General features: G+C 28.9%; 21 protein-coding genes. 14 read left to right on the top strand and 7 right to left on the bottom strand.

Going from position 1 to position 24,939, the window contains the following annotated elements; translation table 11 throughout:
- Genes BLV71_RS14730 through BLV71_RS14715 form a run of 4 tightly spaced genes read right to left on the bottom strand, consistent with a single transcriptional unit; the run spans nt 1 to nt 3,779 of the window.
- The gene (locus tag BLV71_RS14730; protein WP_093871280.1) at nt 1–1,200 is read right to left on the bottom strand and encodes an alanine dehydrogenase; all 1,200 of its coding nucleotides are present in this window, start codon (nt 1,198–1,200) and stop codon (nt 1–3) included.
- On the bottom strand, nt 1,200–1,613 hold the full coding sequence (tsaE, locus tag BLV71_RS14725; RefSeq protein ID WP_093871279.1) for a tRNA (adenosine(37)-N6)-threonylcarbamoyltransferase complex ATPase subunit type 1 TsaE: 414 nt from the start codon (nt 1,611–1,613) through the stop codon (nt 1,200–1,202). Before tsaE ends, BLV71_RS14730 begins: the two co-directional genes overlap by 1 nt.
- Before the next feature lie 38 nt (nt 1,614–1,651).
- Entirely contained in the window at nt 1,652–2,230 is a 579-nt protein-coding gene (locus BLV71_RS14720) for a DUF1287 domain-containing protein (protein ID WP_093871278.1), read from the bottom strand.
- 1 nt (nt 2,231) lies between these two features.
- Nucleotides 2,232–3,779, bottom strand: a complete 1,548-nt coding sequence (locus BLV71_RS14715) for a T9SS response regulator signal transducer PorX (protein WP_093871277.1) — start codon at nt 3,777–3,779, stop codon at nt 2,232–2,234.
- 133 nt (nt 3,780–3,912) lie between these two features.
- Between BLV71_RS14715 and BLV71_RS14710 the strand changes: the two genes are divergently transcribed.
- From BLV71_RS14710 to fabG, 9 genes are all read left to right on the top strand, one after another.
- Nucleotides 3,913–5,169 carry an HD domain-containing protein gene (locus tag BLV71_RS14710; RefSeq protein ID WP_255405211.1) on the top strand — a complete coding sequence of 419 codons (1,257 nt, stop codon included), beginning with the start codon at nt 3,913–3,915 and terminating at the stop codon, nt 5,167–5,169.
- 54 nt (nt 5,170–5,223) lie between these two features.
- On the top strand, nt 5,224–6,264 hold the full coding sequence (gene lpxD, locus BLV71_RS14705; RefSeq protein WP_093871275.1) for a UDP-3-O-(3-hydroxymyristoyl)glucosamine N-acyltransferase: 1,041 nt from the start codon (nt 5,224–5,226) through the stop codon (nt 6,262–6,264).
- On the top strand, nt 6,257–7,648 hold the full coding sequence (locus tag BLV71_RS14700) for a bifunctional UDP-3-O-[3-hydroxymyristoyl] N-acetylglucosamine deacetylase/3-hydroxyacyl-ACP dehydratase (protein ID WP_093871274.1): 1,392 nt from the start codon (nt 6,257–6,259) through the stop codon (nt 7,646–7,648). The genes lpxD and BLV71_RS14700 overlap by 8 nt, the downstream gene beginning before the upstream one ends.
- 3 nt (nt 7,649–7,651) lie before the next feature.
- The gene (gene lpxA, locus BLV71_RS14695; protein WP_093871273.1) at nt 7,652–8,437 is read left to right on the top strand and encodes an acyl-ACP--UDP-N-acetylglucosamine O-acyltransferase; all 786 of its coding nucleotides are present in this window, start codon (nt 7,652–7,654) and stop codon (nt 8,435–8,437) included.
- 52 nt (nt 8,438–8,489) lie between these two features.
- Nucleotides 8,490–9,056, top strand: a complete 567-nt coding sequence (efp, locus tag BLV71_RS14690; RefSeq protein ID WP_093871272.1) for an elongation factor P — start codon at nt 8,490–8,492, stop codon at nt 9,054–9,056.
- A 36-nt stretch (nt 9,057–9,092) separates the two neighbouring features.
- Nucleotides 9,093–10,019: a UDP-3-O-(3-hydroxymyristoyl)glucosamine N-acyltransferase gene (locus BLV71_RS14685; protein WP_093871271.1), complete on the top strand. Its 927-nt coding sequence runs from the start codon at nt 9,093–9,095 to the stop codon at nt 10,017–10,019.
- A gap of 66 nt (nt 10,020–10,085) precedes the next feature.
- Nucleotides 10,086–10,961, top strand: a complete 876-nt coding sequence (gene sucD, locus BLV71_RS14680) for a succinate--CoA ligase subunit alpha (protein WP_093871270.1) — start codon at nt 10,086–10,088, stop codon at nt 10,959–10,961.
- Nucleotides 10,962–11,073: 112 nt separating this feature from the next.
- Nucleotides 11,074–14,043 carry a M16 family metallopeptidase gene (locus BLV71_RS14675; RefSeq protein WP_176974413.1) on the top strand — a complete coding sequence of 990 codons (2,970 nt, stop codon included), beginning with the start codon at nt 11,074–11,076 and terminating at the stop codon, nt 14,041–14,043.
- Nucleotides 14,044–14,204: 161 nt separating this feature from the next.
- Nucleotides 14,205–14,951 carry a 3-oxoacyl-[acyl-carrier-protein] reductase gene (gene fabG / locus BLV71_RS14670; RefSeq protein WP_093871268.1) on the top strand — a complete coding sequence of 249 codons (747 nt, stop codon included), beginning with the start codon at nt 14,205–14,207 and terminating at the stop codon, nt 14,949–14,951.
- Nucleotides 14,952–15,025: 74 nt separating this feature from the next.
- Here fabG and BLV71_RS14665 read toward each other — a convergent pair whose 3' ends face one another.
- Nucleotides 15,026–15,724, bottom strand: coding sequence for a LytR/AlgR family response regulator transcription factor (locus BLV71_RS14665; protein ID WP_093871267.1), 699 nt, complete (start codon nt 15,722–15,724; stop codon nt 15,026–15,028).
- On the bottom strand, nt 15,721–17,415 hold the full coding sequence (locus BLV71_RS14660) for a histidine kinase (RefSeq protein ID WP_093871266.1): 1,695 nt from the start codon (nt 17,413–17,415) through the stop codon (nt 15,721–15,723). Before BLV71_RS14660 ends, BLV71_RS14665 begins: the two co-directional genes overlap by 4 nt.
- Nucleotides 17,416–17,557: 142 nt before the next feature.
- On the opposite strand from BLV71_RS14660, the gene BLV71_RS14655 reads away from it, so the two are divergent.
- The 3 genes from BLV71_RS14655 (at nt 17,558) to BLV71_RS14640 (ending at nt 21,570) form a co-directional block, all read left to right on the top strand.
- Entirely contained in the window at nt 17,558–19,945 is a 2,388-nt protein-coding gene (locus BLV71_RS14655; protein WP_093871265.1) for a TonB-dependent receptor, read from the top strand.
- Between the two features lie 299 nt (nt 19,946–20,244).
- A complete protein-coding gene (locus BLV71_RS14645; protein ID WP_093872051.1) occupies nt 20,245–20,934 on the top strand; it encodes a HupE/UreJ family protein in 690 nt (229 codons plus the stop codon).
- Between the two features lie 9 nt (nt 20,935–20,943).
- Nucleotides 20,944–21,570: a hypothetical protein gene (locus BLV71_RS14640; protein ID WP_093871263.1), complete on the top strand. Its 627-nt coding sequence runs from the start codon at nt 20,944–20,946 to the stop codon at nt 21,568–21,570.
- An 83-nt stretch (nt 21,571–21,653) separates the two neighbouring features.
- Here the strand turns inward: BLV71_RS14640 and BLV71_RS14635 are convergent, their stop codons facing one another.
- On the bottom strand, nt 21,654–22,307 hold the full coding sequence (locus BLV71_RS14635) for a DUF937 domain-containing protein (RefSeq protein ID WP_093871262.1): 654 nt from the start codon (nt 22,305–22,307) through the stop codon (nt 21,654–21,656).
- Nucleotides 22,308–22,439: 132 nt separating this feature from the next.
- Here BLV71_RS14635 and BLV71_RS14630 point away from each other — a divergent pair, with 132 nt between their 5' ends.
- Together BLV71_RS14630 and gshB are read left to right on the top strand one after the other, a co-directional pair.
- Nucleotides 22,440–23,765 (top strand): dicarboxylate/amino acid:cation symporter, encoded by a 1,326-nt coding sequence (locus BLV71_RS14630; RefSeq protein ID WP_093871261.1) that lies wholly within the window; start codon nt 22,440–22,442, stop codon nt 23,763–23,765.
- Nucleotides 23,766–23,800: 35 nt separating this feature from the next.
- Nucleotides 23,801–24,832, top strand: coding sequence for a glutathione synthase (gene gshB / locus BLV71_RS14625; RefSeq protein WP_093871260.1), 1,032 nt, complete (start codon nt 23,801–23,803; stop codon nt 24,830–24,832).
- Nucleotides 24,833–24,939: the final 107 nt, after the last annotated feature.

Below are 24,939 nucleotides of genomic sequence, written 5' to 3'. Positions count from 1 at the left end.
TTATAGAAACAATAAGTTAATATCTCTATATGGTAAATCAAACCAATCAGCAACTGTTTTGTTTGTTAAAATACCGTGGTAAAAATACATTCCATTTCGTAAGCTTTTATCAAATCGAGCAGCATGTTCAAAGCCACCTTCTTCAGCAATTTCAAGTAAGTAAGGAGTAAAAATGTTACTTATAGAAAAAGAAGCAGTTCTAGAATACCTTGAAGGTATATTAGGAACACAATAATGTATCACACCACTATCTGTAAAAGTAGGTTTACTATGTGTAGTAATTTTAGAAGTTTCAAAACAACCACCTCTGTCTATACTTACATCAACAATAACAGCACCTTTTTTCATTTGTTCAATCATAGTTTCAGTAACAACTACTGGCGCTCTATTTTTACCTCTTAAAGCACCTATAGCAACATCACATCGCATTAATGCTTTAGCTAATGTTTTAGGTTGAATAGTAGAGGTGTAAATTGGAGTATTAATGCAATTTTGTAGTTTTCTTAATTTAGTTATAGAATTGTCAAAAACTTTAACTCTAGCCCCCAATCCAATAGCAGATTTAGCAGCAAATTCACCAACAGTACCAGCACCAATAATTACTACGTCACTTGGAGGAACGCCACCAATATTACCTAATAATAAACCATTTCCACCATTAGCTGTAGTCATTAGTTCTGCAGCAATATGCATAGAGGCAATTCCTGCGATTTCACTAAGTGATTTTACAATAGGGTATACACCATGATCATCTTTTATATAGTCAAAAGCAATGGCAGTAATTCTTTTTTTAGCTAATGCTTCAAAGTATTTTTTATCTTGAGTTTTTAATTGCAAAGCAGAAATAAGAACAGCTTGTGGATTAAGCATTTTAATTTCATCAAGAGAAGGTGGCTCAACTTTTAAAACTATATTACAAGCAAAAACTTCTTTAATATCATAAGAAATTTTAGCTCCAGCATCTGAATATTCTTTATCACAATAATTAGCACCATCTCCAGCTCCAGTTTCAACAACAATTCTGTGCCCATGAGCAACCAATGCAGAAACAGCATCAGGGGTTAAGCTAATTCGCTTTTCTTCAAAATGAGTTTCTTTAGGTAAGCCTATAAAAAGTTCTCCTTTTTGCTTTTTTATTTCAAGCATTTCAGGCTGTGGCATTAATTGTTCTTTAGTAAAAGGCGAAGAAATAGAGCTCATTAGTTAGTTTTTAGTTGAATATTACGTTCACCACTTTCCAATAATGAAAGTTGAATAGTAGTAGCTTCTAAAGGTAGCAAATTTTTAACATTTTCAGGCCATTCAATTAAACACAATTGATTACTGTATAAATAATCTTCTATTCCCATATCGTATGCCTCCTCTTCTGTTTCAATTCTATAAAAATCAAAATGATATACAATTCCATTATTATTAGTATGATATTCATTTACTAATGAAAAAGTAGGGGAGTGAGCCACATCTTCAACTCCTAAGACCTTACAAATTTCTTTGATTAAAGTAGTTTTACCAACGCCCATTTCACCTTGAAATAAAACTATTTTGTTTTGTAAATTTTTAATAACTTCTTCAGCTATTAAAGGTATTTCTTTTAAAGAATAATTTTTATCCATAAAAACAAAAATAAAGAACTTTATGAGAGTATAGAAATTTAGTTTTTATATCTATAATGACCAATAATTTTAAAATTAAATAAGCAATCTTCAAGTATTTGGCCAGCACCTATGTTATGAACAATCATAAAACGTTTTTTATTATTTGATTTTTTATTAACAACTATCCCAATATGAGTAACTCCTCCATGTAAATTCCAACAAACAATATCTCCAGGAAGATAATCTTTAGCATTTGTAGAATTTGTTTTTATAGTGCCCTTTCGTTTAAAAAATGTCATTAAATTTGGAACCCTTCTATGGTCAATGTTGGTGTCAGTTTTTCTTAATCCCCAGATTTTTGGGTATAGATTAAAATTAGATTTCATATCTAGATGAATTTCTTTTTGTAAATCAATACCAAGAATTCTATAGGTACGAATAACTACGTCTGTACAAACACCTTTATCTTTAGGAGTATCCCCATTGGGATAAGATATTGAAAAATAGCTAGGATCATAAGTTACTTTTTGTTCAGTTAACTTCATGGCAGCTTTACTGAGTTTGTCGTATTGGTTTTGAGAAAAAATGTTTAAACATAAAGTAAATAATAAAATAAAAAAAAATGTTTTTCTCATTTTATTTAGGATTGTAAACACCACAAGGTATAATTATTTCTTCTAATGAGATACCACCATGTTGATACGTATTTTTATAATATTTAACAAAGTGATTATAGTTATTAGGATAAGCAAAAAATAAATCCTCTTTAGCGAAAATAAAAGGACTGTTTATAGCTACAGATGGTAAAAAAATATCTTTTGGATTTTTTACAGCAAAAACATCTTTATCTTCATAGCTTAAGCTTCTTCCTGTTTTATAACGTAAGTTAGAACTAATATTTTTATCTCCAATTACTTTGGTAGGAGTTTTAGAGTTAATAGTACCATGATCAGTAGTAATAATTAACTTTTGTCCTAATTTTTGTGCTTTTTGAATGATTTCATATAAAGGTGAATTTTTGAACCAACTTACAGTTAATGATCTATAAGCTTTATCGTCACCTGCAAGTTCTTTTATAACTTCCATTTCTGTTTTTGCATGTGAAAGCATGTCTACAAAATTATAAACTATCACAGTCAAATCATTTTGTTTAGTTCCATTATAATTATCAGCTAAATCTTTACCACTTTTTAAAGAAACAATTTTGTAGTATTCGTGCTGTAATGATAAGTTTAAACGTTGAATTTGTGATGTTAAAAAGTCAGATTCATATAGGTTTTTACCACCTTCATCAGTATCATTTTTCCAAAATTCAGGATGTAATTTTTCCATCTCAGAAGGCATTAAACCTGAAAATATTGCATTTCTTGCATATTGAGTAGCAGTTGGTAAAATACTATAGTATGAATGTTCTTCTTCTTTTTTATAATAGTTGTTGATAAATGGTTCTAACACTCGATATTGATCATAACGAAGATTATCAATTACAACCCATAAAACACCTTGGTCTTCACTTAAATTAGGTATAATGTAATCTTTAAAAAGTGTGTGAGAAAATGTGGGTTTATCATCATTAGTTAACCAATCCTGATAGTTCTTCTTAATAAATTTGAAAAACTGAGTATTAGCTTCTGTTTTTTGCGATTCTAAAATTTCAAGCATTCCAGTATCGTTAATGTTTTCAAGTTCAAGTTCCCAATGTACAAGTTTTTTGTATAAATCAGTCCAGTCATCATATGTATTAACCATAGCTAAATCCATAGAGATTTTCCTAAATTCTTGTTGGTAACTAGAAGTAGTTTTTTCTGATACTAATCGAGAATGATCTAAATTCTTTTTTAAGCTTAATAGTATTTGATTAGGGTTCACGGGTTTAATTAGATAATCAGCAATTTTTGAACCTATAGCTTCTTCCATAATATACTCTTCTTCACTTTTAGTAATCATAACTACTGGAAGATTTGCGTTTATTTGTTTAATAGCAGCTAAAGTTTCTAAACCAGTAATTCCTGGCATATTTTCATCTAAAAAAACAATGTCAAAATTTTCTTCGTTTACTAAGTCTATAGCATCTGTACCGTTAGTACACGATGTTACTTTATAATTTTTCTTTTCTAAAAATAAAATGTGTGGTTTTAGTAAATCTATTTCATCATCAACCCAAAGTATATCTATATTTCGCATATGTTTTTTTATCGTGTTAGCTTATATTTAACGCTAAATATAAGTTTTGTTGTATTTGTAAAAGCTAAAAATACGTTAATAAAGCTATCGGTTATTTGGTTTTGTTAATAAATTATAATTCTTTTGCTTAAAATTGAAGCAATTATCTATTTTGAATAAGCCACAAACAAATAAATTAAAAATATTAAATGATCCAATTTATGGATTTATATCTATACCTAACACGTTAATTTTTGACATTATTGAGCATCCTTTTTTTCAACGATTAAGGAGAATTACTCAAATGGGATTATCAAATTTGGTGTACCCAGGAGCAAATCATACTCGTTTTCATCATGCAATAGGATGCATGCATTTAATGCAAAAAGCAGTTCTTGTATTAAGAACAAAAAATGTTGAAATTTCTGAAGCAGAAGAGAATGCCTTATGTATAGCAATTTTGCTACATGATATTGGTCATGGAGCATTTTCTCATGCATTAGAGCACAGTATTGTTAATGGAATATCTCATGAAGAAATTTCATTAAAATTTATGAGAGAATTAAACGAAGAGTTTAATGGGAAATTAAGTTTGGCTATTGAAGTTTTTGAAGGGAGATATCATAGAAAGTTTTTATACCAATTAATATCAAGTCAGTTAGATATTGACAGGTTAGATTATTTAAAAAGAGATAGTTTTTACACAGGTGTTACTGAAGGAAATATTTCGTCTGATAGGTTAATAGCTATGATGAATGTAATTGATGATGAGCTAGTGATAGAAGAAAAAGGGATTTATTCTGTTGAAAAGTTTATTATTGCCAGACGCTTAATGTATTGGCAAGTATATTTACATAAAACAGGAATCGTTGCTGAAAGTATTTTAGTCAATGTATTAAAAAGAGCAAAAGAGTTAGCATCTAATGGAGTAGAATTGTTTGGAAGTAAAGCGTTAAAACATTTTCTTTATAATACAATATCAAGTAATAATTTTACTAAAGAAACTTTAAAAATATTTTCTAGATTAGATGATTATGATATTTTATCAGCTATTAAAGAATGGATAAATCATGACGATTTTATTTTATCAAATTTATCTAAAATGATTGTTAATAGAGAGTTACTCAAGATTAAAATTCAAGAAACTCCATTTACTGATAAGTCGATAAAAGAAACAATAACCATAGTAAATGATAGGCTTAACTTAAATAAAGAAGCACTTAATTACTTTGTGTTTTCTAATAAAATTTCAAATCAAGCATACAACACCGAAAAACCTATAAAAATATACACAAAAAAAGGGAAATTGAAAGATATTGCTAAAGCATCAGATCAATTAAATGTTTTAGCTTTAACCAAACCAGTGGTGAAATATTACCTTTGTTACCCTAAAATACTTGTTCAAAGTTAAATGATCTTGTTATTAAAAGATGTAATTAAACAAAAATAATTACTTTTGCGATTAATGAAATTCAAAGCAAAACAAATAGCCGAAATTTTAGAAGGAGAGATTGTAGGTAATCCAGAAGCCGAAGTATCAAAGTTATCTAAAATTGAAGAAGGTGAATCAGGTTCATTAACCTTTTTATCAAATCCTAAATATAATTCATATTTATATACTACTGAAGCTAGTATAGCGATTGTAAATAAAAATTTTGAGCCTGAAAAAGAAATTAGCACAACTCTAATTAAGGTTGAAGATGCTTATAAAGCTTTCTCTAAATTATTAGAATTTTATAATGAAGTAAAAAATAATAAAGAAGGAAGAGAGAACCCTCATTCAATAGCTGATTCAGCAAAAATAGGTGCTAAAGAGTATATTGGAGCTTATAGTTATATAGGAGAAAATGTAAGCATAGGAGAAAATGTAAAAATCTACCCTAATTCTTATATAGGAGATAACGTTACTATAGGAGATAATTGTACATTATTTTCGGGTGTAAAAGTATATTCTGAAACCCAAATAGGAAATAATTGTAAAATTCATTCAGGTTGTGTAATTGGTTCTGATGGATTTGGTTTTGTACCAGATGAAAACGGTGAATATAAAGCTGTTCCTCAAATAGGAAATGTTATTATTGAAGATAATGTTGATATTGGTTCTAATTCAACAATTGATAGAGCTACTTTAGGTTCTACAATTATAAGAAAAGGTGTTAAATTGGATAATCAAATTCAAATAGCACATAATGTTGAAATAGGTAAACATACGGTTATTGCTTCTCAAACTGGTGTAGCTGGTTCTACTAAAATTGGAGAGTATTGTATGATTGGAGGACAAGTTGGAATTGTTGGACATATAACGATAGGCAATAAGGTTAGAATACAAGCACAATCTGGTATTGGAAAAAGTTTAAAAGATGGAGACGTAGTTCAAGGTACCCCAGCTTTTAATTATTCAGATTATAATAAATCTTACGTACATTTTAAAAATTTACCAAACATAGCAACTACTATTCATAAAATTGAAAAAGAGTTGAATACTCGACAAAACAAAAATGAGTAAAAAACAAACAACAATAAAGAATGAAATAACATTATCGGGTGTAGGGTTACATACTGGTAATGAGGTAACAATGACTTTTAAACCAGCGCCAGTAAATAACGGATATTCATTCGTTCGTGTTGATTTAGAAGGAAAGCCAACAATTGAAGCAAAAGCTGAGTATGTTACAAATACTCAAAGAGGGACTAATCTTGAGAAGAAAGGAGTGCAAATTCAAACTTCTGAACATGTTTTAGCAGCTGCAGTAGGTTTAGATATAGATAATTTAATTATTGAAATTAATGCTTCTGAACCACCAATAATGGATGGATCATCTAAATTTTTTGTAGAAGCTCTAGAAACTGCAGGATTAGTTGAGCAAGATGCTGAAATACAAGAATATGTAGTTAAAGATATAATATCTTTTAAAGATGAAGAATCTGGTAGTGAAATAATATTAATGCCAGCTGATGAATACCAAGTAACTACTATGGTAGATTTCGGAACTAAGATATTAGGTACCCAAAATGCTACATTAACTAAAATTTCTGATTTTAAAGAAGAGATTTCAGCAGCTAGAACATTTAGTTTTTTACATGAAATTGAAATGTTATTAGAAAACAACTTAATTAAAGGTGGAGATCTTAACAATGCTATTGTTTATGTTGATAAAGAGTTATCAGATACAACAATGGAAAAGTTAAAAAAGGCTTTTAAAAAGGATAATATAGCAGTTAAGTCAAATGGTATTTTAGATAATTTGAATTTGCATTGGGCAAATGAAGCAGCTAGGCATAAGTTATTAGATGTTATTGGTGATTTAGCACTTGTTGGAACTCGTATTAAAGGAAAAGTAATAGCTAATAAGCCTGGGCATTTAGTGAATACTCTTTTTGCAAAGAAGTTAGCTAAAATCATAAAGTTAGAAAAGCGAAACAATGTTCCTAAATATGATTTAGATCAACCTCCTTTAATGGATATCCACCAAATAATGGATATTTTACCGCATCGTCCACCATTTTTATTGATAGATAGAATTATTGAATTATCAGACACTCATGTTGTTGGGATGAAAAATGTAACAATGAATGAAAATTTCTTTGTTGGACATTTTCCTGGTGCACCGGTAATGCCTGGAGTTTTACAAGTTGAGGCAATGGCTCAATGTGGAGGAGTATTAGTTTTAAATACGGTTCCTGATCCAGAAAACTACTTAACTTATTTTATGAAAATGGATAATGTTAAGTTTAAACAGAAAGTATTACCAGGTGATACTTTAACATTTAAAGCAGAATTGATAGGACCAATACGTAGAGGTATTTGTCATATGCAATCTTATGCATATGCTAATGGTAAATTAGTATGTGAAGCCGAATTAATGGCTCAAATTTCTAAAGTGAAATAAATTATGAATCAACCTCTAGCATACGTACACCCTCAAGCAAAAATTGCAAGAAATGTAGTTATTGAACCTTTTACAACAATACATGCAAATGTAGAAATTGGATCAGGAACTTGGATAGGATCAAATGTTACTATAATGGAAGGAGCACGTATAGGTAAAAATTGTCGTATTTTCCCTGGGTCTGTAGTTTCTGCAATACCCCAAGATTTAAAGTTTGATGATGAAGAAACAACTGTTATTATAGGTGATAATGTTACTATAAGAGAGTGTGTAACCATAAACAGAGGAACTTCTGATAGAATGAAAACAGTTATAGGTAATAATTGTTTAATAATGGCATATTGCCATATTGCACATGACTGTATTGTTGGTGATAATTGTATTTTTTCTAATAATACTACATTAGCTGGGCATGTAACAGTAGGAGATAATGTTGTATTAGCAGGAATGGTAGCAGTTCATCAATTTGCTTCTGTAGGAAAGCATGCTTTTGTAACAGGAGGGTCATTAGTTAGAAAGGATGTACCACCTTTTGTTAAGGCTGCACGTGAACCTTTGTCATATGTAGGAATTAATTCAGTAGGTTTAAGAAGAAGAGGTTTTTCAACAGAAAAAATAAGAGAGATACAGGATATTTATAGAATTTTGTATCAGAAAAATTATAATAATACTCAAGGAGTTGAGATCATTGAAGCTGAAATGCAAGCAACTTCTGAAAGAGATGAAATTTTACAATTTGTAAAAGATTCTCATAGAGGTATCATGAAAGGATATTTTAAAGCGAGTTAACAATATAGAATTGTTAATAATTTAAGAACTAATAAAAACATAAGAATATAAAATGGCAACAACATCAGATATTAAAAACGGATTATGCATGAGATATAACAATGACATTTATAAAGTTGTTGAATTTTTGCATGTTAAGCCAGGAAAAGGACCTGCATTTGTTAGAACAAAATTAAAAAGTGTTACTAGTGGTAAAGTAATAGATAACACTTTCCCTTCAGGAAGAAAGATTGATGATGTTAGAGTTGAAACTCACAAATTCCAATATTTGTATAGTGAAGGTGAAACATTTCATTTTATGAATCAAGTTGACTATTCTCAAATTACATTAGAAAAAAGCACTTTAGATGCTCCAGATTTAATGAAAGAAGGAGAAGTTGTAACTATTATTATTAATTCAGAAGATGATATGCCTTTATCAGTAGATATGCCAGCAAGTGTTATCTTAGAAGTAACACATACTGAACCAGGTGTTAAAGGAAACACAGCAACGAATGCAACTAAGCCAGCTACAGTTGAAACTGGTGCAAGAGTAAATGTTCCTTTATTTATAAATGAAGGAGATAAAATAAAGATTGAAACGACTAAAGGTACATACCAAGAGCGTATAAAAGAATAATTAATATTCCCGCTAAGGCGGGAATTTCTTTTTAAAATGAAATTTAAAAAAGCACAAACTTTAGAGCAAATAGCTACATTATTAAATATTGAATATGTTGGCGAAAAAAACTTTACTATAACAGGAATCAATGAAATTCATGTTGTAGAAAAAGGTGATATTGTTTTCGTTGATCATCCTAAGTACTATGATAAAGCTTTAAAGTCAAAAGCAACTACTGTTTTAATTAATAAAAAGGTAGAATGTCCTGAAGGAAAATCGTTATTGATTTCTGATGATCCTTTTCGTGATTTTAATAAAATAATAAAGTATTTTAACCCTTTTATAGCTTCAAAAACAATTGTTTCAGAAACTTCAATAATAGGAGAGGGGACAATAATTCAACCAAATGTTTTTATCGGAGAAAATGTTTCTATAGGTAAAAATTGTATAATTCACCCTAATGTAACAATTTATAGCAATTGTAGTATAGGTGATAATGTAACGATCCATGCTAATACTGTTATAGGAGCAGATGCTTTTTATTATAAAAACAGGCCAGAAGGATTTGATAAGTTAATTTCAGGAGGAACTGTTATTCTTGAAAATAATGTAGATTTAGGAGCATCATGTACTATAGATAGAGGAGTAACAGGTAATACTACTATTAAAGAAGGTACAAAAATTGACAACCAAGTTCATATTGGTCATGATACTGTTGTTGGAAAAAAATGTTTAATAGCCTCACAAACTGGGATTGCAGGTTGCGTAATAATAGAAGATGAAGTAACTATTTGGGGGCAAGTTGGTACAAATAGCGGAATTACCATTGGTAAAGGAGCTGTTATTCTAGGACAAACAGGAGTAACTAAATCTATTAAAGGTGGTAAATCGTATTTTGGAACCCCAATTTCAGAGTCTAGAGAAAAGTTAAAAGAGATCGCAGAAATTAAACGTTTCTTAAAAGAACAAAAAAAGAAATAAAAGTTTCAAAAATAAGTTCTAAAAAACTATTTTTGTCATAGCAAATTTAAAAATAAAAACAAACCAATGAGTGTTTTAGTAAATAAGGATTCAAAAATTATAGTACAAGGATTTACTGGTAGTGAAGGAACTTTTCATGCTGGTCAAATGATAGATTATGGAACCAACATTGTTGGAGGTGTTACACCAGGTAAAGGAGGTCAAGAGCATTTAGGTAAACCAGTTTTTAATACAGTAGATGAAGCTGTACAAAAAGCAGGAGCTGATACTTCTATTATTTTTGTGCCACCAGCATTTGCTGCTGACGCTATTATGGAATCAGCTGAAGCAGGAATTAAAGTAATTATTTGTATTACTGAAGGTATTCCTACCGCTGATATGGTAAAAGTAAAAGCTTATATCGACGCTAAGGAAGATTGTACTTTGGTAGGACCTAACTGTCCTGGAGTTATTACTCCTGATGAAGCTAAAGTAGGAATTATGCCAGGGTTTATTTTCAAAAAAGGAAAAGTTGGTATTGTTTCTAAATCAGGAACATTAACATATGAAGCAGCTGATCAAGTTGTAAAACAAGGTTTTGGAATAACTACAGCTATTGGTATTGGAGGAGATCCTATTATTGGAACTACAACAAAGGAAGCTGTTGAGCTATTAATGAATGACGAAGAAACTGAAGCAATCGTAATGATTGGTGAAATAGGTGGTAACTTAGAAGCTGAAGCTGCTCGTTGGATTAAAGCTGATGGTAATAGAAAACCTGTTGTAGGTTTTATAGCAGGACAAACTGCACCAGCTGGAAGAACAATGGGACATGCAGGAGCTATTGTAGGTGGTGATGATGATACTGCTCAAGCAAAAATGAAAATATTAGCTGAAAACGGAGTTCACGTTGTTGAATCTCCAGCTAAAATAGGTGAAATGGTAGCTAAGGTTTTAGCTTAATTTAACCATAAATCAAAAAAAAATGTTGAATTAACATAATTTAACTAAATAAAATCCGTTGAATTTGTAAATTCAACGGATTTTTTATTTTAATCAAACACTATTAATTATCATGATGAAATTTAAGTTGCTATTAGTTAGCATGTTACTTGTATTTGTGTCGAGTTGTAAACAATCAACTACTACAAATAATGAAGTAAAAACAGAACAAAAAACAGATGCAAATGGTTTTGCATATGAAACTGTTGCAAATGATCCTACAGGACTTCGTTTGTACACACTAAAGAATGGTTTAAAAGTATATTTAAGTAAAAATACTGATGAGCCTAAAATTCAAACTTATATTGCAGTTCGTGCAGGATCAAATTATGATCCAAAAGAATCTACTGGTTTAGCTCACTATTTAGAGCATATGGTATTTAAAGGAACTCATAAAATAGGAACTTTAGATTGGGAAAAAGAAAAAGAATATTTGAAAAAAATTTCTGACTTATATGAGCAGCACAGAACAGAAGAAGACCTTGAAAAAAAGAAAGCTATTTATAAAGAAATTGATAAAGTTTCTTTAGAAGCATCTAATTTTTCTATCGCTAATGAATATGATAAAATGACTAGTTCATTAGGTGCAACAGGTACTAATGCACATACATGGTTTGAAGAAACTGTATATAAAAATAAAATTCCTGCAAATGAATTAGATAAGTGGTTAAGCTTAGAGTCAGAGCGTTTTAGTACGTTAGTTCTACGTTTATTTCATACAGAATTAGAAGCTGTATTTGAAGAGTTTAATAGAGGACAAGATAATGACTTTAGAAAACGTTATGCTGCAATGTTAGAAGGGTTATTTCCTAAGCACCCTTACGGACAACAAAAAACTATTGGAACAGCTGAACATTTAAAAAATCCTTCTTTAGTTGATATCAATAATTATTTTGACAAATATTATGTACCTAATAATATGGCAGTAGTGTTAGTTGGAGATCTTGATTTTGATGCTACAATTAAAAAGGTAAACGATAATTTTGGGAAATTCGAGAAAAAAGAATTAACACATCCAGTGTTACCAAAAGAGGATGCAATAACTCAACCGGTTATAAACGAGGTTTTTGGTCCAACATCAGAAAGTGTTTCTATAGCGTATCGTTCTAAAGGAGTAAATTCTGAAGAAGAGAAGTTAGTTACTTTATGTGATATGATTATGGCTAATGGAAATGCAGGTTTATTAGATTTAAACTTAAATCAAAAGCAGGTTGTTCAAAGAGCTGGTTGTTCTCCTACATTTTTAAATGATTATGGATACCATAATTTTACTGGTAATCCTAAATCAGGGCAAACTTTAGAAGAAGTTAAAGATTTATTACTTGAGCAAATCGAAAAATTGAAAAAAGGAGAGTTTGACGAGTGGATGATTGAAGCCGTTGTAAATGATTTAAAATTAAGTCAAACACGTCAATATGAAAATAATACTGCATTAGCAAGTGCATATTATAATGCATTTATTCACCATGAAAAATGGGAAAATAAAGTTAAGTTTTTAAACGACTTAAAGAAAGTAACTAAAAAAGAATTAGTAGACTTTGCTAATAAGTTCTACCAAAATAATTATGTAGTTACTTATAAAAGAAAAGGGGAAGATAAGAATATCGTAAAAGTTGAAAACCCTGGAATAACTCCTGTAAATTTAAATAGAGGTAAAAGTTCTGAGTTTATTCAAGCTTTTAATAAAGTTGAATCAGCTACTTTAGAACCTAAATTTATAGATTATAAAACTGCAATCAAGGAAACTAAAACAGCAAACGATATAAATGTTTCTTATATAACTAATCAAAAGAATGATTTATTTGATTTAAATATCATTTTTGATATGGGGGGAGATCATAATAAGAAATTAAGCTTAGCTGCTGGTTATCTAGAATACATTGGTACTGATAAGTATTCAGCTGAAGAAATTAAAAAAGAGTTTTATAAATTAGGTATTAACTATTATGTAAGTGCTCAAAATGATAAAACGTATGTAGGTTTAAGAGGATTGAAAGAGAACCTGTCAAAAGGACTTGAATTACTTGAACATTTATGGGATAATGCCAAAGCTGATCCAGAAGCATATGCTAAGTATGTAGAAAAAATTTACAAAGGACGTCAAGATGGTAAAACTCAAAAAGGGAATATTCTATGGGGTGGATTAATGAACTATGGTAAATATGGTGAAAACTCTCGTTTACGTGATATTATGCAAATAGACGAGTTAAAAGCAATCAATCCAGAAGAGTTAGTGAATATTGTAAAAGATATGAAAAACTATAAGCAACGTATTTTTTATTACGGAAAAGATGTTGATGCTGCTGTTTCTGCTTTAAATACTCACCATAAATTATATGGAGAATTAAAAGATTACCCTGAGAAAAAAGTATATAAAGAAACAGAAACAGGAGGTAATGTATTTTTTACTAACTATGATATGGTTCAAAGTGAGCTATTATTTTTAGCAAAAGGTGCTCCGTTTGATCCTAAAAACTTAGCAGCATCAACATTGTTCAACACTTATTTTGGTAGCGGATTATCATCAATTGTATTCCAAGAGATTAGAGAAAGTAAGTCTTTAGCTTATTCTGCATTCGCATCTTATAGTAATGCAAGTAAAAAAGATGATTCAAATTATGTAATGGCGTATGTAGGTACTCAAGCAAATAAATTATCACAAGCAGTTGATGCTATGATGGATTTAATGAATAATATGCCAGAAGCTGAAAAGCAATTTAATGCAGCAAAAGAAGCTACATTAAAGAAAATTGCAGCTCAAAGAATTACAAAATCTAGTATCTTTTGGTCTTATGAAAGATTAAAGAATTTAGGTATTGATAATGATAATCGTGAAGAAATGTATAACACGATTAAAAATATGACTATAACTGATTTAAAATCGTTCTTTGATAAAAATGTTAAAGGAGAATCATATAACGTAATGGTAATAGGAAATAAGAAAGATTTAGATGTTAAATCGTTACAAAAATTAGGTAAAATTACTGAGTTAGATGTAGATAAATTATTTAATTACGTAGATAAAAAAGAGGTGAAGCAATAAGTTAACCTTTCTTAAAACTATTCAAAACCATAGATTTATTATATAAAATCTATGGTTTTTTTTATAGCTAAAAGAGAAATTACAAAGTGATATTTTTAAACTTGAAAATTATAGATTAAAGAGTATTATAGTATATTTGCTATAGTTAAAACAACTAATAAATGAAACTTTTAGAAAATAAAACAGCAATTATAACTGGAGCAACCAGAGGTATTGGGAGAGGAATTGCCTTAGAATTTGCAGCACAAGGAGCTAATGTTGCTTTCACGTACAGTTCATCTGTAGATGCTGCTAAAGCATTAGAAAAAGAATTAACAGATTTAGGTGTAAAAGCTATAGGATACCAATCTAATGCAGCTGAATTTGATGCAGCTCAAGAATTAGCTAAAGATGTTTTAAAGGAATTTGGAACAATAGATATTTTGGTAAATAATGCAGGTATTACTAAAGATAATTTATTAATGCGTATTTCTGAAGATGATTTTGATAAGGTTATACAAGTAAATTTAAAGTCTGTTTTTAATTTAACAAAAGCTGTAATTCGTCCAATGATGAAACAACGTGCAGGCTCAATTATTAATATGAGTTCTGTTGTAGGTTTAAAAGGAAATGCAGGGCAGGCAAATTATGCTGCTTCTAAAGCTGGTATTTTAGGTTTTTCTAAATCTGTAGCATTAGAGTTAGGTTCTAGAAATATAAGAAGTAATGTAGTTGCTCCTGGTTTTATTGAAACTGAAATGACTGCTAAGTTAGACGAGAAAGTAGTTGAAGGCTGGCGTAATGAAATTCCTTTAAAAAGAGGAGGAAGTCCTAAAGATATAGCAAATGCTTGCGTGTTTTTAGCATCTGATATGAGTGCGTATATTACAGGGCAAACATTATCAGTTGATGGAGGAATGCTTACATAGTATAAAATTTGCAAATTATCAATTTGTAATAAAATTTTATAAAAAAACCTATTTCAAAACTGAAATAGGTTTTTTTATAATAATGATTCCTTTAATGTTTTATACCTTGTTCTACCTACAGGTAGGATATCATTGTTTTTTAACTCAATAGAGTATTTGCTTCCTGACTGTATTATTATTTCCTTAATCTCTATAATTTTAACCAAATAAGATTTATGAATGCGGTAAAAGGTTTGAGGTAATAGTTGAGAAAGTTTTTCTAAAGATTTATCATGTAGCTCTTTTTCTCCATTTGTTAGGTAAACCTCAGTGTATACACCTGCTCCCTTTATGTAGATTACTTCATTAATATTAATTAACTGAATCCCATTTCTTTTTTTTATTGCTAAAAACTGTAAATTTTCAGTAGTAACCCCTTCTTTTTTAATAATTCTATTAAAAGCTTGATCTAACCTAGATTTATTGAACGGTTTAGGTATAAAATCTAATACTCCGTATTCAAAAGCAGTTAAAGCTTCATGTTTATTTGCAGAAATAATAATTGTATGAAAATCTTCTGATACACTATTTTTTAAGATGTTAAATCCACTTTCACCGTTTAAATTCAAATCAAGTAAAACTAAATCAAGTTTGTTTTTTTTGATATAGTCTAGTCCTTCAGGTAATGAGTACAAACAAGTTATATTTTCTAAAGTATTTAAAAAGAATTCTTTGGTCATACGTTCAATTCTTTTTGCAATTCTTGATTCATCTTCAATAATTAAAATCCTCATATGTTGTTTATTTTAATTACATTTTCCCAACCATTATTTATAGAGTTAGAGGTAAACTCCCATGATTGACCATAGCTTTCAGTTAATCTTGCTTTTACATATTTAAACCCTGTACCTCCAGTCTTATTTTTAATTTTATTTCGTACTTCTCCATAGGTTATAAATGTATATATTAAATTTTCATTAGTTGATTTTACACTTAATTTAAATTTCATAGTATTGTTATTTAAAGGAGAGCAGTGTGTAATTCCATTCTCAAGAAGTGTGTGAATAACTGCAGGAGGAATGGTTTGGTTTTTATCATTTAATACGCCTTCATCTTCCCAAATATAATCGACTTCTTTTCTATATTTCATAACATTTAAATGACTTTTACATAGCTTTATTTCTTGTGATATAGGAATTAATTTTTCATTTTCAACTTGATTTAATACATCAAATTCTTCTGCTAGTGCTTCAATAAATTCCACACCTTTTTCAGGAGATTCTTCTACCCAATCTATTAAAGATGTTAATGTATTCATTAAAAAGTGAGGTTGAATATTCTTTTTAAGTAATTCATATTTCAATCGTGTAGACTCAGCTATTGAATACTCAAAGGCTACTCTTTGATCTTTTAGTTTTACAGACAATAAATAAAACATACATAAAGAAATGATACTAAAACTAACAAATAAACTAACATCATAAATTGAAATTTTATAAATGATAAAACTTAATATCAAACCTATTAAAATAATAATAGCACTTTTTTGCTTTTTATAGATAGCATAAGAAATTATCATAGTTGAAGATAGCCACATCATCTGTGATAGAAAAAGAGCTGTTAAATCAAATGAATGAGAATAAAACCTATAGATTAACAATAAGAAAATAGCATACACTACTATAAGTTTTTTAAAATGTTTGAAAGGAAACTGAATAGAAAAATAATAAGGAACCAAAAAAGAAATTAATAAGGTTAAGACACCAATTACTTTTAAACGAAGTATGAAACTTGAATAATGGATAGGTATGTAAAACTTAATATATTCCATAATAATTAAGAGAAAAAACAAAAGGCTAGATAAACTGAATAGCAACATTGTATATTGTTTTTTATCATTAATGAATAAAAAAAGATAGTAAATACAAGTGAGCAAAAATGCTCCTGCTAAAATGTTTATATAAATAGTATCTTTTAATTTATATGTTATTAGGTAATCATATTCTAATATATACGTATAAACATTTCGTGTATCTTTTTTTTCATAAAGTTGAGACATTCTTAAGGCTATAGAATGATTACCTTTATTAAGTAAGCTATTGGGTATAATAAAACTTTCATTGGTTGTCCCTATTTTTTCTCTTTTAAGTTCATTTCCAGGCAGCCCATTTCTACCAATAAAAATTCCATCCCAATAAACTTCGTAGGCACCAAAAGAATGAATACCTAAACCAATTACCTGAAGAGAATCTGGAGATTTTGTGATATTAATTTCTTTTCTAGCCCAAAATATTTTATCCTTTTTTGGAATTATCTTTTGTGTACTCCAATCGCTGTCATCATAATTTTTTTTAGCCCATAAACTATTGTCTCCAATTTTAAATAAAGTTTCCGAGACATCTGTCATAATATATCTACTATCATTTTTTGTATGATAGCATGAGCTAAAAAGAAGAAAGATAATTATGTAAAGTGCTTTTTTCATATGACATATTTCTTACTGTAAAAATATAGTAAATAAAGGTGTTTTTAGAGTAGTTGACAAAACAATAGAGCAGTTTACATAAGAATATAAAAAAGAAGTAGTTAAAGTATTGAATTTTGAAGAAAATTAAAATATTCAAGTTATGAAGTTACTTATTACGTTTTTAAGTTTTTTGTTTATTAGTTTTTCAATTTATGCTCAAAAAAATACCGGCATAGGACAAATATCAGGTATAATAACAGACAGTATAAATGAACCTTTACCCTATGCTACAGTTGTATTAAAAAATATTAAAAAAGAAATTATTGAAGGAACTGTAACTGAAGAAAGAGGAAATTTTGTTTTTACTAAATTAAATAAAGGTGAGTATTTTTTAGAAATTCAATATATAGGTTTCATTTCTATAGAAAAATCAATAAAAATTTCTGATAATAAAAAAAGCATTGATCTAGGTAGTATTGCACTGAAAGAAGACTCTAAGACATTAGAAGAGGTTATTGTAAAAGGAGAAGCGTCTGAAGTTTCTTTAAAATTGGGTAAAAAAGTATTTAGGGTAGGTAAAGACATTACTACACAAGGAGGAGTTGCAACAGATGTTCTTAACAATGTTCCTTCCGTTAATGTAAGCCCTAATGGTACTATAAGTTTACGAGGAAATTCAAATGTTCAAATTTTAATTAATGGAAGAAGATCAGGTTTAACTCAGACGCAAGCATTAGAGCAGTTATCTGCAGATGTTATAGAAAAAATAGAGGTAATAACAAATCCTTCAGCAAAGTATGATGCTTCAGGTGGAGCTGGTATTATTAATATAATTCTAAAGAAAAATAGAAAATCAGGTTTAAATGGTCAGGTACGGTTGGTAGTAGGAATTCCAGATGATTATAGAGCTTTAGGAAATGTGAATTTCAAAACTAAAAAGTTTAATTTTTTTACAAACTTAGGAATTCGTTATACAAATTATGAAGGAGATTATTCAAAAAAGCAGGAAACAATAAAAAATGGAGTTACAACATATTTAACTCAAAATGAAGATGAAAATAGACATGATGATGGGAAGTTATTTTATTTTGGAACCGATTATTATTTAAATGCACAGAACACGATAACTCTAGCTTATTACAGGAATGAAACTGAAGATACTGATACAACATCATTAGATTATGATATTTCAACATCTATGAATATTAAAAACTCAATTTCCACCCTTGGAAATTCAAAAGAAAAAAGAGATTATAATCAATTAGAAGCCAATTACACTAAAGAATTCGATTCGAGTAACACTAAATTCACTATAGATTTTCAATACGACTTTTGGAACAGTAATAAAATTTGGAATTTGGAAACTGAACAAACCTATCCAATAAAAGCTCCAATAGCAACAATTCAAACTAGTGGTATAACAAATACTGATGATATTACCATTCAAACTGATTACACAACTACTACTGGAAAAAAAGGGCATTTAGAGTTTGGAGGAAAGTATGAAAATAGAAAAATTGTAAATGAATTTTTAGCTGAAGAATTAAAAAATGGAAGTTTTGAAATTATTAATGGGATCAATAATAAATTAAATTATAAAGAGAAGATAATTGCAGCTTACACTCAATATAATACTAAAATTAATAAATTTAATTTTCAATTCGGTTTGCGTTTAGAAGCAACAAAAGTATCTATAGGTAGTGAAATTAAACAATTAAATTTAAAAAATAATTATACGAATTTATTTCCTTCAGCAACTATTGGGTATGAGTTTAAAAATAACTTATCAGGGCAACTTAGTTATAGTAAAAGAATTAGAAGACCTTCTTTGTGGCAATTAAATCCCTTTTTGGAGTTAAAAGATTTTACAGCACGCTTTACTGGTAATCCTTTGTTACAACCAAGTTATACAGATTCATTTGAACTATCTTTTAACTATAGAAAAAAGAAATTTAGATTGAGTCCATCTCTTTATTATTCTGATACAAAAGATGTTTTTCAGTATGAAACTGTTGAAGATTCTCAAGGTGTATTTGTTCAATCTCCAATTAATTTAGAAAATGAAAAACGCTATGGTTTTGAGCTTTCTGGGTCATATAATCCATTAAAGTGGTTACGCTTTTCGGGAGATTTTAATGCTTATAATTATAAACAAACAGGAATTATAAATTCTTCAGATGCAACTATTTCTGATAAAACTTGGTTTGTAAATCTTTCAACAAGTATACAAATACCAAAAGGGGTAAGGCTACAAACAAGAATGTATCATATTGGAAAAAGAGTAAATGTACAAACTACTACATTACCAATAACTTATATGAACTTTGCAGTTAGTAAAAGTTTATTTAAAAATAATGGTAATCTTATATTAAATATTTCAAATCCATTTAATAGTAGTAAGGTTAGAGAAAATATTGTAGGAAGTAATTATAAAATAAATCAAATAAGAAATAGAAATGCTCAGAGATTTAGTCTAAGTTTTGTTTATAAATTTAATCAAAAACCTTCAGACAAAAATAGAAGTGCTAATAGAAGCAATAGGAATTAAAATAATATTAATTTCTATATTATTGAGTCCATAAAATTAATTTTTGTGGACTTTTTTTGATGCTAAAAGAACATAACTATAAATTACAAATATTTCAGAAATTAGAAATATTTGTTTATGAGTATATTATCTTATAAGATAAAAAAACGTTGTTTTATAAGAAGAAGTAATTATAAAAATGACAGTGAAAATTTTATATTTGTAGTAGAAATCGATGTTAAATCTACTCCATTTAAAAAAATGAGAGTTCTTAAAACAAGCAGATGTTATCATATGATACATACATTAAAAAAATAAAAATGAATTTTAAAAGTAAACGAACAATCCTGTTATTAATTATTTTAATTTTTATTCCTTTAATAAGTTTTGCTCATGGTGTAGATGATAAAACACAGATATTTTTATTAAATAATAAAGGAATAGCATTTGGTCCTTTTCTCTATATAGGAGCTAAACATATGGTTACAGGTTATGACCATTTACTTTTTTTAATTGGAGTGATATTCTTTTTGTACAAAACAAAAGAAATTATAACTTACATTACTTTTTTTACTATAGGACATAGTATAACACTTCTTATAGGGGTTTTAGCTAGCATTAATATCAATATATTTTTGATAGATGCAATTATTGCATTGTCAATAATTTATAAAGGATTTGATAACCTAGGAGGTTTTAAAACCTTTATAGGAAAACAACCTAATACTAAAAAAGCAGTATTAATTTTTGGTTTATTTCATGGTTTTGGATTAGCTTCTAAATTACAAGAGTTTGAGTTTGATAAAGATGGCCTTTTTGTAAACTTATTAGGGTTTAATCTAGGAGTAGAAGTAGGTCAATTTTTAGCTTTAGGTTTTGTTTTATTGTGTATTTCTTTTTGGAGACAATATGATAGTTATCTAAAATTTTCTAAAACTACTAATGTACTTTTAATGGCAGCTGGATTTTTATTATTAGGGTATCAATTAACAGGATATTTAACTTCTTAAAATACAAGTATGACAACAAACAATCAATCTTTAAACAGTAAAAAAAAGATATTAAAATCACTAATTATAGCTTTCTTTATTGCGAGTATAGTACTCTTAGTAGCTGTTTTACCAGCTGAGTATGGCATTGACCCTTTAGGAACAGGAAAACTATTTGGCTTTAGTAAGTTACACAAAAAAGAAGTTGAAATGAATACTACTTCTGCTTCAAGTTTAAATTTTAATAAGATAACACTTGATGATGTAGGTTCTAGTTCTGATATAATAAAACCTATCGAAGCAAATAATGCTCCTCCTGAAAAGCAATTGCCAAAAAGAGAAGATGTTATTAAAGTTATAGTTCCAGCAAAGAAAGGTATAGAGTACAAAGTTAAAATGCTAAAATATGGAAGTATGAAATATGAATGGTCAACAACTGATCAAATTGTTTTTACTGATTTTCATGGAGAAGTAAAACAAGATAATCCCCCAAAAGATGTTTTTTATGAAAGTTATACAGTAGCATACTCTAACAATATGGGAGGTACTTTAACAGCTCCTTTTGAAGGAAAACACGGTTGGTATTTTAAAAACCTTATTGACAATGATGTTGTTGTTGTTATTAAATTGAAAGGAGAATATGAATTGTCCAATTAATAAAAACTTATAGAGAATAAGGTTAAATACATAAAAAAGAGAGCTCAATTGAGCTCTCTTTTCAGTAAATATAAAATTAGTTTCTATTTTTTTCCAAATAAACCACCTAGTAAACCACCTAACAGTCCTCCACCAGAAGATTTTTGTTGATTACCACCACCTAATACCATTCCAGCAACATCATCAATTACACTACCATCACCATCAGCATCTAATATTTTTTCTAGGAAGCTTTGTTCTTTTTGAGTTGAGTTTCCTCCTAATAAACCACCAAGTAAACCTCCTAAATCACCAGAGTTACTAACTCCATTTTGGCGAGATTGTTTACCTAAAACACCCATTAAAATAGGGGCAGCTACTTTTAAAATATTAGCAACAGATCCAGAATCTATTCCTGCTTTTTGGCCAATAACTTGTTCAACACCTTGTTGTTTATTCCCTAAGATATGACCTAGTATATTACCACCATCTTGAACTACATTTTTATCAACACCACCATTAAATAAATCACCAAGATTATCTAAAATACTTCCATCATGTTTTTTCGTAATGGCCCCCATTAAACCTTCAGCTCCTTCAGGAGTTGACGCATTTCGTTGCATTGCTTTCATTAAAACTGGTAATGCCATAGTTAAAACACTACTAGTTTTATTAGTGTCTTGTCCTGTAGATCCAGCAACACCTGATATAATTGTTTTACCTAAGTCACTGCCTAATAAGTCTAAAATACCTGCCATTTCTTGTTTGATTTATTTAAAATGTTAAAAATTGTTTCTATATACTGAGACACAAGATACAAATTTAAAGTCACACTTTTTTTAAATAATTATTTATACTTTTAGCATCTAGAATAAATAACTTAAACTTATATGAAAAAATTAGCGCTACATTGGCAAATCTTAATAGGTATGCTTTTAGGAATTCTTTTCGGATTTTTAGCATTACAATTAGGATGGAACAATTTTGTGTCTGATTGGATAAAGCCTCTCGGAACTATTTTTGTAAAACTATTAAAATTAATAGCTGTTCCATTAATAGTAGCATCTCTTATTAAAGGTATATCTGATTTAAAAGATATTTCTAAGTTTAAAAATATAGGAGTTAGAACAATTATAATTTATATAGGTACAACTGTAGCAGCAATTACTATAGGTTTAGTTTTAGTTAATGTAATTGAGCCTGGTGATGGTATCTCACAAGAAACAGTTGATAAATTAACAAATACATATGCTAAAAGCTCAAGTATTACTGCAAAAATAACTGAAGCAGGAAAGCAAAAGAATAGTGGTCCATTACAATTTGTTGTAGATATGGTGCCTGATAATGCTATGAAAGCTATGGGTAATAATAAAGCAATGCTTCAAGTTATCTTTTTTACTATCTTTTTAGGTATATCTATGTTATTGATAGGAGAGAAGAAAGCAAAACCATTAAAAGATTTTTTTGATAGTTTAAATGATGCGATTCTTAAAATGGTAGATTTAATTATGTTAATATCACCATTTGCTGTTTTTGCGTTATTAGCAAATGTAGTAGTTACTTCAGGTGACCCAGATATATTATTAGCATTATTAAAATATGCAGGTGTAGTAGTATTTGGATTATTAATAATGATTGTTTTCTACTGTGTTTTAGTTAGTGTGTATACGAAGAAAAGCCCATTGTGGTTTTTAAAACAATTGAGTCCTGCTCAATTATTAGCTTTTTCAACAAGTTCAAGTGCAGCAACATTACCAGTTACTATGGAACGTGTTGAAGAACATATAGGAGTAGATAAAGAGGTATCTAGTTTTGTATTACCAGTTGGGGCAACTATTAATATGGATGGAACAAGTTTATATCAAGCTGTTGCAGCTGTATTTGTTATGCAAGTATTGTGGCCAGAAGGATTAGGATTTGCAAATCAAATGTCTATTGTATTAACAGCTTTATTAGCCTCAATAGGAAGTGCTGCAGTTCCAGGTGCAGGTATGGTAATGCTAGTTATAGTATTAGAATCTATAGGATTTCCAAAAGATTTATATCCAGTAGCTTTAGCATTGATTTTTGCAGTTGACAGGCCTTTAGATATGTTACGTACAACAATAAACGTAACTGGTGATGCAACAGTTTCTATGATTGTAGCTAAATCTGTTGGAAAGTTAGGTGATCCGAAACCAAAAAATTGGGATGATCATTATGAACAAGTTAAGTAATTATAATTAATATATAACATTACAAGTTAATCAAAATGAATATATGCTTTTTAATGTATTCTTGGGAAGAAATAGATCCTGAGAAAGACTCAACTTTAACACTAATACATGAATGTGTGAAAAGAGGGCATGGAGTAGCAATTTGTACACCCTCAAATTTAACTATACGTAATAGTGTTACAAATGCATTTTGTTCAATTATTAATAGACTAGAAAAAGTACCATCAAGTATAAAGTCATTTTATAAAAAAGTTACACTTAGAGAGGAAATGCTTCCCTTAGCTGGCTTTGATGCTATTTTCATGAGAGGAAATCCACCTTTAGATCCTTTAATGCTAAATTTTCTTGATTCTGTTAAAGATGATGTCTTTATAATTAATTCTGTAGAAGGAATGCGGGAAGCTAATAATAAGTTATATACTGCAGTTTTTGAAGATCCAAATAATGAAATAATACCTGTTACTCATGTATCTAAAAACAAAGATTATTTAATTAAAATGATTGAAGAATCACCTTGCGATAAAATGATTTTAAAACCTTTAAATGGTTATGGTGGTTCTGGAGTTATTTTAATAGAAAAATCGGCAATGAGTAATATTAATTCGTTACTTGATTTTTATATATACAAAAGTGATGGATCTTCTGATTATGTAATACTTCAAGATTATATTGAAGGAGCTGATAAAGGGGATGTAAGAATATTATTACTTAATGGAAAACCTATAGGTTCAATGAAACGGATTCCTGGTGATAAAGATCATCGTTCTAATATTACAGCAGGTGGAAGGGTAGAAAAACATAAACTTACGGCAGCAGAAAAAGTTTTATGTAATAAAATAGGCCCAAAATTGGTAAAAGACGGATTGTATTTTGTAGGTATCGATGTAATTGGAGGTAAACTTGTAGAGGTTAATGTAATGAGCCCAGGAGGTATTACCTACATAAATAAAGTGTCAAAAGTAAAAATTCAAGAAAAAGTAATTGATTTTTTAGAAAGTAAAGTGTTAGAAAAAAATGCATCATTCAGAAGAATGACAGATTTAAAGCGTAGAGTAGATGAAGCTTAAAATTAATCAGCCTATAGTAGAGGTTGAATGGTTACAAAATAATTTTACCGCTGAAAATTTAATAATTTTAGACGCAACAATTAAAAAAGTTACAACTAAAAATAAGA

Origin of the sequence: Tenacibaculum sp. MAR_2010_89, assembly GCF_900105985.1 — a bacterium.
Classification (GTDB): domain Bacteria; phylum Bacteroidota; class Bacteroidia; order Flavobacteriales; family Flavobacteriaceae; genus Polaribacter; species Polaribacter halocynthiae.
The sequence above is the reverse complement of the archived record's forward strand: the minus strand, read 5'-3'. Positions and strand labels throughout refer to the sequence as shown.